Source organism: Paenibacillus sp. UNC499MF (assembly GCF_900107975.1).
Classification (GTDB): Bacteria; Bacillota; Bacilli; order Paenibacillales; family NBRC-103111; genus Paenibacillus_F.
On the sequence record NZ_FNVF01000004.1, the window covers coordinates 343,538 to 355,991 of the forward strand.

Below are 12,454 nucleotides of genomic sequence, written 5' to 3' on the forward strand. Positions count from 1 at the left end.
CGGAAAAAAGTATCCGCCCGATAGGCAAGTGAACAGGCATAAATGTCTCTCCTTTCGTATGCTGAATTAGAAATAACCGAAAGGAGAGGTTCAAATATGAGTCATCATCATCACCATCATCATAAACATTGTCTTTGCCCGGAGAAGCAGGTATTTGATCCGCCGACACGCGTTTACAGAGATTTTTACCATCCGCAAATCGTGGAAGTCGTTCATCCGATCGAGATCGTCAACCGTCATCACTGTGTTCCCGTGCCTAAGCACGTTTACTGTTACACGGTGAAAGACGAATTCTGTCCTTCTCCCGTCCGTTAATTGTTCCAGCCAGCTGCTGCGCGAAGGTGCCGGAGAATCGTTCTCCGGCGCTTTTTGTGCTGCTTCGTTGTTTTCTGCCGGGCTTTCTCGCGCGGCTTTGTTTTGTTTTTTTTGCGTATGTTCTTGTTGCCATAAGGGCCTTCAAACGGGAAATCTCACGGGCTGGGACAAACGGACAGAATTCGGGTAATCGTACCTATGTGTTAAAATGGAAAAAAGCGGCTGGCTGCAGCCGCATAAAAAGACGCTGCCGGAGGAGGGATTGGCATGATACGGATCGGATTGGCAGGCTGGGGGGATCATGACGATCTTTACACGACTCCTGCGGACAAAAAAGAAAAACTGAAAGTATATTCCTCACACTTTCCGGTTGTGGAGCTGGACAGCTCCTTCTACGCCGTCCAGCCTTTGCGCAATACCCAGAAGTGGGTGAGGGAGACGCCGCCCGGTTTCGGATTTGTCGTCAAAGCGTACCAGGGCATGACGGGACACCTGCGCGGGAAAAATCCTTTTGACAGCACGGAGGAGATGTTCCGGGCTTTCGCCGAATCCATCGAACCGATGCGCGAGGCGGGTAAACTGACGGCGGTGCTGCTCCAGTATCCGCCCTGGTTTGACTGCGTCCGCGAAAATGTGGACACGCTCCGTGAAGCGAGGAGCCTCCTGGACGGGCTGCCGCTTGCGGTGGAGTTCCGGCACCGCAGCTGGTACGCGCCGGAAGTGCGGGAGCGCACGCTGGGCTTTCTGGAGCAGGAGGGCTGGATCCACACGGTCTGTGACGAACCCCAGGTCGGCAGCGGCTCCGTGCCGATCGTGCTGCGCGCCGCGAATCCGGACCTGACGCTGGTCCGGTTCCACGGGCGCAACGACGGCGGCTGGGTCGGTGCGCCTCCGGGCAAGAGCTGGCGCGACGTGCGGTACCTGTACCGCTACAGCCGGGCCGAGCTCCTGGAGTGGAAGGAGCGACTGAAGGTGCTGGAGCGAAGCAGCCGTGAAGTCGCGGTTATTTTCAACAACAACTCCGGCGGGGACGCGGCCGCCAACGCCAAGGAGATGATGGAGCTGCTCGGAATCGGGGACGACCAGGGACTCGCCCCGAGACAGCTGGACTTATTCTGATTTTTTGTTCCTTACGAAAGCCATGATGCCTTTTGCGGCAAATGGCTTTTTTTGTCGTTTTAAAGAGGAATCCGAAAACGCGGGAAAGAATGTGACTCGTAATATTGGGAAGGATCGGTCAAGCTCCCGTAAGGGCGTATATCTCCGTAACTTTATCGCCTTGAAACGCCGATAAATTTAAGGCAAAAGTCCAAATCTGAGCCGGATCATTCAACTAAGAAAATTCAACCAAAGCGGAGATGAAAGATGAGAAAGATACGAAAAATTCCACAAGTATTATCTGTTGTGATGGCAGGCGCTCTGGCAGCTTTCGCCGGAACGGCGGGAGGTTCGCCCGTAAGCGCGGCCTCCGCGGCCCAGAAAGCGGGCTTTACCGATCTTTCGGGCATAACGGGAAATCCGCTGCAAAGTATTCAGCGGGCGGTCGAGCTGGGGCTTTTCGACGGAGCCGCGGAAGCTTTCCGGCCTAAAGATTCGCTGACCCGGGCGGAGATGGCGGTTCTCCTTACACATGCATTGGAGCTCCCGCTGGACGCTTCGTCCTCGTCTTTCAAGGATGTTTCCGCAAGCAGCTGGGGAAGCCCGTATATTGAGGCGATCCGCAGGGCCGATATCGTCCAAGGCGACGGAGAAGGCAACTATCGCCCTCAGGCTCCCGTAACCCGCCAGGAAATGGCGGCCATGCTGATGCGTGCCGCCAAGCTATCTCCCGAAGGGGCCGGCTTGTCCGGTATGCCCTTAGATTGGGACCGGACCGCTCCGTGGGCGCAATCTTATGTCCGGACCAGTCTGGAACAAGGTTCCATGAAGCTTGCCGGAGGTTCTTTTCTCCCGGCAGGCACCGTCTCCCGCGGCGAAGCGGCTGAAATGCTGCTGGCCACCTTTTTTTCCGTCGAACATGACATGATCCTTCAGGAAATCAGGGATTCCCAACACATCCGGCTGAACGGTGTCGTATATGAGCTGTCCGATGAGACGGCGGCCCTTTTTACGGAGAAGAACAAGGAAGTTCTTTCGAAAGCGAAGCTGAAGATTCATGCGAACGGCCGCAAGATCGACGCGATCCGTTCACTCGAACTGCGCGCATCCGGAAGTCCGGCCGGGGAAGGGGAAGAGGAATTTTCACGCAACCTGGTACTGGACGGAAACGGGGCTGTTCTCCCCGGGGACCTGATCGTATCGAATAATTATTTGTCTGTGACGGGCCTGCAAATCAACGGCGATTTGACCGTTGCGGAGGGGCTGGAAAACGATTTTTACGCAAACGGTATCAAGGTGAAAGGGCATACGAGAGTAGCCGGAGGAGACGACAATACGGTCGTTTTTGAAAATTCCGAGCTGAACGGCGTGACGGTTCTTAAAGAAAACGTGCGGATCGTGGCCTCGGGCAACACCGTTGTCCGGCAAATGGACATCCGGTCTTCGGCCCAGTTGGAAGTCGGCGTGGAAGCCCGGGTGCCGGAGCTTACCCTTTCGGACGGTTCCGCGAAGGTGGATCTGCACGGATCGCTCGGACAGGTTACGGTACAGAGCTCGCAGTCCGCTCAGATAACAGGGAGCGCATCGATCAGGCAGCTCAACGTAACGGGTTCCGCATCCGTAAGCATCGACGGCACGGGGACGATTGATCAGCTGCAGGTCGCGAATGCGGGCTCCCAAGTGGTGGTCGGAGTGTCGGCCCAAGTGACGACGGTTTCGCTGGGTCAGGGCGTGCCTGACTCGGCCGTTACGAGAAGCCAGGCTCCTTCCGGCGGCACAGGGGGCTCCTCCTCTTCGGGTTCGTCCAACGGCGCGCCGGTCCAGGTGACTCCGTTCGCCGACTATATCTTCATGGAGAGGGGAACGGGGACCTCGATCGACCTGTCGGCATTTTTTACGGATCCCGATGGAGACATCCTGAAAATTTCGGCTATCTCCAGCAGCAACAGGGTCGTTACGGTATCAACGAGCGGCAGTACGGCAACTTTGACGCCAGCGGCAAACGGGACCGCAACGATTCGGATTTCCGTCGACGACCAGCACGGCAATAAAATCAGCGGGTCCGTCAAGGTTACCGTTTATGCGCTGCCGGTCGCCCGGACCATTCCGGATCAGCTTATCCAGTTGAACGGAACCGCCGGCGCTGTGCGGCTGAGCGATTATTTCAGCGACAAGGCGCTGCGGAATCTGACATACTCCGTTTCCTCGTCAGATCCGGCAATCGCGGATGTGTCGGTAAACGGGGACGGACTGACTATGTCCCCTCTCCGCTCAGGGCACACGTCTGTCACCGTGACGGCCCAGAACGATATCGTGGCGAATGACGGAACGCGAGGCGAAGCGTCGGTTACGTTCGGGCTCACGGTAAATACCCCTCCGGCGGCATCGCAAAATCCGGCTGACGTGTATTTGGCTCCGGGAGCTGTCCATTCGTCTCTCGATCTTTCGCGGCTGTTCACGGATGGAGATGGAGACGCGCTCACTTACGAAGCGGAGCCGGGCGATCCGGCCGTTGCCGCCGCAAGTGTCCAGGCCGGCATGTTGACGATCCAGGCCAGCCAGCCCGGCACCACGGTGATCAAGCTGCGGGCGAAGGACGGCAAAGGCGGAGAAGGCACTGCCGATCTGACCGTTCACGTCAGCCCCTTCAACCAGTCTCCCGTGGTGAGCCTGCAGCCTGCGGACAGATTGCTTGCCGTAGGCCAGACGGATACCGCTTTGGACCTGGCGCAAGTGTTTGCCGATCCGGATCAAGATGCGCTTGTTTACGAATATACCGTATCGGAGCCTTCCGTCGTCGGGGTGGTCCGTGAGGGCGATTCCCTGCTGCTGACGGCGCTCCAGGGCGGTCAGGCGGTGATTAAGCTGACGGCCAAAGACGGCAAGGGCGGAGAGGTGAGCGTTTCATTCACCGTATCCGTTAACCGTGCGCCGGCGGCTGTCCGGAATCCCAACGATGTGTACCTCGTTGCGGGCAGAGCGGACGGCGAACTGGATCTTTCGCAGCTGTTTACGGATGGAGATCAGGACCCTCTGGTCTATGAAATCCAGTCATCGGTTCCGGGTACGGCGTCCTGGGAGGTAACCGGGCAGAAGCTGAAGCTGCACGCCCTTCAGGCCGGCACCTCCGCTTTCCGGGTTACCGCCAAAGACGGACGGGGCGGCGAAGCTTCAGTGACCTTTGCCGTCAACGTGCGTATGCCGAATACGCTGGGCACGATCCCCGATCAGACGGTGGAGCTCGGAACGCCTAAGCTGCTGGATCTGACCGCCCTTCTGGCGGGCTTCGATTCCGCTGCTACGGTAACCGCCAGCACGTACGATACTTCTGTTGCGACGGTCCTGTTGTCGGACAGAAAACTGACCATGACGCCGGTTAGCGAAGGGACGGCTACGGTTACCCTAAGCGTCTATCACCCGGTTGAAGGCGATCAGAGCACGCAATTCGCCATCCGCGTCGTCCAGCGTCTGAACAGCGCGCCGACGGTGGCGAAAATCATCCCGGATCAGCTCCTTACACCGGGCGTTACGAATGTGCGGACGTTCGATCTCGCTTCGTACTTCACGGACGCGGACGGAGATGCTCTGTCGTACACGGTGTCGGGCTTTTCTCCTGCGGTCGTTTCGGCCGCCGTGTCGGGCAATATCTTGACGCTGAACCCGGGCATGGGAAGCGCGGACGGACAGGTGACGGTTACGGCGGACGACGGTAAGGGCGGGACCGCCGAGTTCCGGATCAACGTGCGCACGGCTCAGCTCGTAAACAGCGGGATCGTTACCGTACGGACCAAACAGGGTGTAAAGGACCCGCTCACTTACAATTTGACCGAGCTTTTCCCGGGCGAGAACTCGTTCCGCGTGTATAAAGGCACGGCAGATATGATTGTCGGCGGTCCGACTACTTTTAACGGGACCCAGATTATGTTGGGCAACGAAACCCCTTATATGTGGGTAATCGGCGCTCAAGGCAAAGCGGCCGTATTCCAAGTCGTTACCGAGGCGCAGGGCACCCCGCAAATTTTCTTCTCGGAATATTTGGATGCGGGGAACGGAGAGGTCGCGATCGAGCTTTTCTATAGCGGAGATATGGATCCGAGCAAGAAACCGACCGGGTATACGCTTGAAGTGCATCAATATATGAAGAAAACCGGGAAAATGAACGTGATAAGCAAGCCGCTTCTTGATCAGGGGCCGGGCAAGCCGCTTATTACTCCTTACATTTTTATTGATTCTATTTTTTACTCTTTCTTTGATAAAACGACAGCTACCTACTATAACGACGACGAAATGAGATTTTACAATCCTGCCGAATTGAATACGGTGGCTCTGGTATTGAAAAAAGACGGCCAGGTTGTCGATGTGGTCGGAGATCCGGCTTCGATGGTGCAGTTCCTGCCTGACGGAGGAACGCTTGTAAGGAAATCCGGCATTTCTACCGGATCGAAGCAGTTTTCCAAGTACGGGGAATGGAACATGTTCCCGAAGGGGTCGTACCAGTTCATGGGTCGGCACACTCCGTAAAACGAAAAGGACTTTGGAGGCGAATACGCTCCAAAGTCCTTTTTTTGCCGCTTCCGGCACAGCTTTTTTACCGTTCCAGCTTGGTAACCCGCTGCTCCAGACGATCCAGCCGCTGATCGAGCCGGTTGACTTCCCGCGTGAGTCTGCCCAGCTCCCGGTTAAGCTGGTTGAATTCGCGTTCCAGCCGGTTTACGCGCTGCTCCAGGTTTCCGAAGCCGGGACCCCCCGGACCGGGTCCAGGTCCGGGTCCCGGTCCCGGTGTAGGTCCAGGCCCAGGCCAAGGTCCCGGACCAGGCACCGGTCCGGGAGCGGGAATATAGAGCGTCTGCCCCACATAGACATAAGGGGTGGACAAGTTGTTGGCACGGAGCAGAGCCTCCACCGTTGTGTTGTAGCGGTTAGCGATCAGATACAGCGTGTCGCCGGGCTGCACGACGTAAGTAATCATATACGTTCCTCCCATGGTCGGAGTCAGGATAGTAACTGACGTATTGTATGTGCGGGCTGGGCATTCGGTGCGGGACGTGAGCCTGGAGCGAGATGTTTTGACATAAAAAAATTCCATTGCCGACCCCGGAGGAATGTGCTAGATTTGAAGCGGAATATAGATATTACCAAAATTTTCATGGGGAATGGGGTCAAGCAATGCTAAAACGCAATACCTTCCGGCTGTGCGGAATTGTGCTGGCGATCATGCTGGCGGCCGCTTCCGGATTCGGATTCGGCACGCCTGTGCGGGCTGCGGCCGATTCGGACGAGCTGCCGCAAATTATCGCGCGCACATCGCCGTCCGTAGTGGCCATCATCGGCAAGCCGACCGGCGGCAAAACCGATAAAGGCACAGATAAAGACCGCTACGATCTGGCGCACGGCACGGGAGTGATCATTAAATCGAACGGAGTCATCGTGACGAACGCGCATGTCGTGAAAAGCATGAGCAACCTCGTCATCGTGACATCGGACGGCAAGTCTCATACCGGCAAAGTGACCAATCTGGACGAGCAGAGCGATCTGGCTCTCGTCAAAATCGAAGCGTCCGGCTTGCAGACAGCCTCGTTCGCCGATCCGAAGAGCCTTCGCGTCGGTGAGACTGTCGTCGCGATCGGTACGCCGGTTTCATTCGCGCTGCGCAACTCCGTAACCGTGGGGATCGTGAGCGGCATCGACCGCTCGGTGAACGATCAATACCGGCTTATCCAGACGGATGCGGCGATCAACCCGGGCAACAGCGGGGGCGCTCTCGTGAACATGAAGGGCGAAGTGGTCGGCATCAATACGCTCAAATATTCGGAGTACGGAGTCGACAATCTCGGGTTTGCCATTCCCATGGATACCGTAGACTACGTGCTCAAACATTTCGAAGCTTACGGCAAAGTGAAGCGCCCGTTTCTGGGGCTGAAGCTGGAAGAAAGCTGGGAAGCGGCCGTGGGCCTTCCTTCCGATGACGGCCTGACGGTGTCGCGTGTCGAACCGGGCTCACCGGCCGAAAAGGCGGGTATCGAAGAGGGAGACACCCTGGTATCTATCGGTGACAAGGCGGTAGACACGACCGTTCAATACAACGAAGTTCTGAAGCAGTACTTGCCCGGTCAGAGCGTAAAGCTGACCATGCAGGCGGGAGGCAAGACGGTAACCCGTGAGGTCGTGCTGGGTGAAGAGAAGTCCGAGGATACCCGTCAGACCGATAATACCGATAACACGGGACTGAATACGGACCGGGGCAAGACGAAAATCGGAGACAGCAGCATGGGCTGGTCGATGAAATATCCGAGCGGGCTGATCAAGCAGTTCCAGAGCGCGGACGGTACGGAGGTTCGGTTTGCCGACGCCAAAGGCGACTTCACGCTCTCCGTCTCCGTCGAAGATCAGGATGACGAGCTTTCGCCCGCCATGCTGCTTAAAACCGCTGCAGAGCTGAAAATGGGCACGATTCTGGAGAAGCAGTACGTCAAGAGCGGCCCGCAGCCGTACGCCAAAGTATCCGGGAAGCTGGGAGGCATGGTTTACCAGATCCGGCTTTATCAGGACCATGACAAGCTGTACGGGCTGGCTTTGACCTACAGCGAGGACAAAGAGAACGGCACGAAAGCGGGGCCGAACAGCTACGGCGATCTGCTCGACAGCTTCCGGACCGCTTTCGACCGTCAGGACGCCAAGCTCAAGGACATTGCCAAGACGAAAAGCGGCGGCGGAGACGAAGTATCGAACGAGTACGGGCTTACCTTTGCTCTGCCCGATAAATGGAACGAATCTCCTTACCGGCCCGATATCCAGTATTCGAACGACACCATGACCCAGGGTATCTCCATCGAAGTGACTTCCCAGACAAAGGGAGATACGCTCGATGCCTGGGTGAAACGGGACAAAACGGCTTTCGAAGAAACCTTCGTGCCTTCTTACAGGGAAACTTCGGAAATAAAACAGGGAACACTGGACGGCACGGAGTCGCGGGAGGTCACGTTTTCCTCGACGATGGGCGACAAATGGGAAAGTATCCACCATGTTTACCTGGTGAAAGAAGGATACAAATACAAGTTTTCGATTCATTACCCGAAAGAACTGAAGGCCGGCGAAGCAGACAAGCTGCTCGGAACCGTAATCTCTTCCATTCGTCTGGATGTGAAAAAAATGGACGCCGGCGTAGGCTTCATTCAGGACGAGAAGGAAATCCTGGACAAGAACCGTACGATCCGCTACGCCGACGAGGACTACGGATATTCCGTGAAAATACCGGAAACGTGGACCCGCGAATACGGGGAAGACTACGGGTACCCGGAGTTTGAGAAAGGCGGCGCTTCTCTATTTACCTTCACCGGCGGTTACTTTGCCGTAGGCGTGGAGGAAGGGGAAGATTGGCAGGAGAAGGCCGCGGAAATAAACGCCGGCCACGAGGAAAGCGCCGAGGCCGATGCGGATTACAAGGTCAAAGCGGAGGATGTCAGCCTGCTGGGAACGACAGCCCGCAAATTTACCGTTCATTACTCGGTAAAGAAAGTCGGTTACGAGGAAACCGAGTATGTGCTTTCGAGAAACGGGAAGGTCTACGTAATCACGGCGTACCTGAACGACGCGGTGCATACCGAAGCGAATGCGGAGCGTTTGAACAAGGCGGTCCGGTCGATAGTTTTCGGAAAATAGTCGGATTTGTGTGACGGGAACGATTGCATGTCCATCCGGCATCTCTTACAATGGGCATAACAGGAACAGACGGCCGGGAGACGCGTTCTCCTGACCGTCTGTTTTCGTAACCGGAAGAGGAGAGGACACAGCAGATGCGTACATTAGGAGCAATTGAAGCAGGCGGAACCAAGTTTGTCTGTGCGATAGGCAATGAGGACGGAACGGTACTGGAGCGGGCAAGCTTCCCGACGACCACGCCGGAAGAGACGATGGGCAGCGTCCGTGCGTTCTTCGAGGGCAAAGGAATCGAGGCGCTCGGCGTAGGCTCGTTCGGGCCGGTAGATCCGAATAAGAAGAGCCCGACTTACGGCTATATTACAACGACCCCCAAGCCGCATTGGGGCAACTATAACATTTTGGGCGAATTGAAAAAGCATTTCGACGTACCGATGGAATTCGATACGGACGTGAACGGCGCGGCGCTCGGGGAAGCGACCTGGGGAGCGGCCAAGGGGCTGGAGAGCTGCCTCTATATTACGGTGGGAACCGGCGTCGGGGCTGGAGCGGTCGTTGGCGGCAAGCTCGTGCACGGGCTTACGCATCCGGAGATGGGTCACATCTTCGTACGCCGCAATGCGGAAGACACTTATGAAGGAAAATGCCCTTACCATAAAGACTGCCTGGAAGGACTGGCGGCAGGCCCGGCCATCGAGGCGCGCTGGGGAGTGAAGGGAACCGGGCTGGGCACGGACCACAAAGCGTGGGAACTCGAAGCCGACTACCTGGCCCAGGCGCTCATGAACTACATTCTGATCCTGTCGCCGGAGAAGATTATCATGGGCGGAGGCGTGATGAAACAGCAGCAGCTATTTCCGCTGATCCACGCCCGCCTGCAGGAACTTCTGAACGGTTACGTTCAGAAAGAAGAAGTTATGGCGGGGATCGCCGACTACGTCGTGTACCCGCAGCTCGGCGACAACGCCGGAATTTGCGGCGCGCTCGCGCTGGCCGCCCGCGCGCTCGGATCGGAAATCCGATAGCGGATCCGTAAAGACCGTACCCATTCTCCCGAAACCGGGCGGATGGGTATTTTTTCTTAGATAAGAATAAGTATAATCGTCCCGGAAATCGTCACGTTTAGGTGTGATAATGATTATCAACTTCATTGACATTGAGCCGGGCGTATCTTACACTAAAGGGAGAATAGGGATAGGGCGTAAAGGGTTTGGACGTATGCCCGGTACTCGCAAAAGGGGTTTGCCGATTTTGCCTCTAAGAACGAACACATTCAAAACCATAGGACTTCTGGCCGGTGCCGCTTTGCTTATACTCGCTATGGGATGCAGCATCGTTTACGGATATACGGGCACGAGCTGGCATACCGCCTGGGATGCCTACCGTGCTTTCAACGGCTCCAACGAGCATCTGATCATCCGCGAAGCGCGGATGCCCAGGGCGCTGATCGCGGCCGCCGTCGGTTCGAGCCTCGCTATCGCGGGTGTGCTCATGCAGGCGCTTACGAAAAACCCGCTCGCTTCGCCGGGGCTTCTCGGCATTAATGCGGGCGCGGGCCTGCTTATCGTGATCGCGATGTCGCTGCTGTCGGTCAGCTCGCTGTCCACGCTGGCGTGGATCGCTTTTCTGGGTGCTGCAGTCGCGTCGGCGGTCGTGTACATGCTCGGCTCCGTCGGCCGCGAAGGGCTTACGCCCATGAAGCTGACGCTTGCGGGAGCGGCGGTCGCCGCCTTGGCGAACTCGCTGACGCAGGGCGTGCTGCTCTCCAACGAGACGCGCATCCAGGACGTCCTGTACTGGCTGGCCGGGTCGGTCGAGGGGCGCAAGCTGGACATTTTGCTCCCGGTGCTGCCTTATCTGGGAGCGGCCTGGATCGCCGCCCTGCTGCTGTCCAGCCAGATCAACGTCCTGATGATGGGCGATGACGTGGCCGTCGGGCTGGGCCAGCGCACGGTTTACATCAAGCTGATCGCGGCCGTCGTCGTCGTCTTCCTGGCGGGAGGCTCCGTCGCCGTGGCGGGTCCGATCGGATTCGTCGGCATTATCGTGCCGCACCTCGTCCGGTCACTCGTCGGCTTCGATCACCGCTGGGTCATCCCGTACGCGGGAATCTGCGGTGCGCTGCTGCTGGTGGCGGCCGATACGCTGTCGCGTTTCATCATCATGCCGCAGGAAGTGCCTGTCGGTGTGATGACGGCTTTTATCGGAACGCCGTTTTTCGTCTATATCGCGCGGAGGGGGTTTAAGACTTCCTCATGAGCCGCTACAAACATATTCGTCTAAAATGGCCGTCTGTTTCATTCGTGCTGGATAAACGGGCCCTGCTCGTCACCGCGGTTCTCGCGGTGCTGCTCTTCCTTCTCATGCTCGTCTCGACGGGCACGGGAGAGATCAAAATCAGCCCGCTGCAGGTGCTCCGCACGCTGTTCGGGATGGGAACGCCGCAGGATGCGCTCGTCATTCACACGTTCCGGCTGCCGCGTGTTCTCGTGGCGGTCATGGTAGGGGCGGCTCTGTCTATGGCCGGAGCGATCCTGCAGGGAGTCAGCCGCAATCCGCTGGCGTCCCCGGATATTATCGGCATTACCGACGGTGCCGGCGTGTTCGTCGTCGCGTTCATCGTGATGACGACCGGCACGAGCAGCACGTTCCTTTCCCAGGCCCAGTGGCTGCCGCTTGCGGCCTTCGCCGGGGCCTCGCTGACGGCGCTGGTTATCATGGCTCTGGCCTGGAAGAACGGGCTGCCGCCGGTAAGGCTCGTGCTGATCGGCATCGGGATCGCGGCTTCCTTGTCCGCGGTGAACACGATGCTGATCCTGCTCGCCCCGCCGGTGCTGACCACCCAGGCCGTCACCTGGAAGGTGGGAAGCGTGTACGGCTCGAACTGGAGCCATGTCGGAGCGCTGGCCTTATGGCTGGCCGTGCTGATTCCGATTCTCGCTTACATGGCGCGCAGCCTCAATGTGCAGGCCCTGGGCGATTCGGTCGCCACCAGCGTGGGCAGCCGGGTGAACCGCCAGCGCGTCGTGCTGATTCTGCTCAGCACCGCTCTTGCCGGTTCGGCCGTAGCCTTCGGCGGAGGCATCACCTTCGTCGGGCTGATTGCGCCGCATATGGCGCGTCGGCTTGTCGGAAGCGCGTACGGCGCTTTGCTGCCCGCATCGGGGCTGTTCGGCGCTCTGGTCGTGCTGGTGTCCGATTATATCGGCCGCACGGCGTTTCCGCCGCACGATTATCCGGCGGGGATATTTACGGCCTGCGTCGGTGCCCCGTACTTTATTTACCTGCTGTATAAATCCCGGAACACGTGAAAAAGCGATCCGGTATATAGATAGTAAGACGCTGCGCCTGGAGACGGCTGCAGCCCGCATGTGCGGCTGACAGC

8 protein-coding genes are annotated in these 12,454 nt (G+C 57.8%); 7 read left to right on the top strand and 1 reads right to left on the bottom strand.

The window, feature by feature from the left end:
* The first annotated feature begins 96 nt into the window (after window positions 1-96).
* From C4S74_RS12280 to C4S74_RS12290, 3 genes are all read left to right on the top strand, one after another.
* Complete coding sequence (locus C4S74_RS12280; protein WP_103995611.1) at window positions 97-315, top strand: hypothetical protein; 219 nt, start codon at window positions 97-99, stop codon at window positions 313-315.
* Between the two features lie 267 nt (window positions 316-582).
* Window positions 583-1,434 (top strand): DUF72 domain-containing protein, encoded by an 852-nt coding sequence (locus C4S74_RS12285; protein WP_103995612.1) that lies wholly within the window; start codon window positions 583-585, stop codon window positions 1,432-1,434.
* Window positions 1,435-1,680: 246 nt separating this feature from the next.
* Window positions 1,681-5,934: an S-layer homology domain-containing protein gene (locus C4S74_RS12290; RefSeq protein ID WP_103995613.1), complete on the top strand. Its 4,254-nt coding sequence runs from the start codon at window positions 1,681-1,683 to the stop codon at window positions 5,932-5,934.
* Window positions 5,935-6,001: 67 nt separating this feature from the next.
* Here the strand turns inward: C4S74_RS12290 and C4S74_RS12295 are convergent, their stop codons facing one another.
* Window positions 6,002-6,382, bottom strand: coding sequence for a LysM peptidoglycan-binding domain-containing protein (locus C4S74_RS12295; RefSeq protein ID WP_103995614.1), 381 nt, complete (start codon window positions 6,380-6,382; stop codon window positions 6,002-6,004).
* A gap of 197 nt (window positions 6,383-6,579) precedes the next feature.
* Here C4S74_RS12295 and C4S74_RS12300 point away from each other — a divergent pair, with 197 nt between their 5' ends.
* From C4S74_RS12300 to C4S74_RS12315, 4 genes are all read left to right on the top strand, one after another.
* A complete protein-coding gene (locus C4S74_RS12300; RefSeq protein WP_103995615.1) occupies window positions 6,580-9,072 on the top strand; it encodes a S1C family serine protease in 2,493 nt (830 codons plus the stop codon).
* A 134-nt stretch (window positions 9,073-9,206) separates the two neighbouring features.
* Window positions 9,207-10,094 carry an ROK family protein gene (locus C4S74_RS12305; protein WP_103995616.1) on the top strand — a complete coding sequence of 296 codons (888 nt, stop codon included), beginning with the start codon at window positions 9,207-9,209 and terminating at the stop codon, window positions 10,092-10,094.
* A 226-nt stretch (window positions 10,095-10,320) separates the two neighbouring features.
* Entirely contained in the window at window positions 10,321-11,328 is a 1,008-nt protein-coding gene (locus tag C4S74_RS12310) for an iron ABC transporter permease (protein WP_103995617.1), read from the top strand.
* Window positions 11,325-12,380 carry an iron ABC transporter permease gene (locus tag C4S74_RS12315; RefSeq protein ID WP_103995618.1) on the top strand — a complete coding sequence of 352 codons (1,056 nt, stop codon included), beginning with the start codon at window positions 11,325-11,327 and terminating at the stop codon, window positions 12,378-12,380. The genes C4S74_RS12310 and C4S74_RS12315 overlap by 4 nt, the downstream gene beginning before the upstream one ends.
* Window positions 12,381-12,454: the final 74 nt, after the last annotated feature.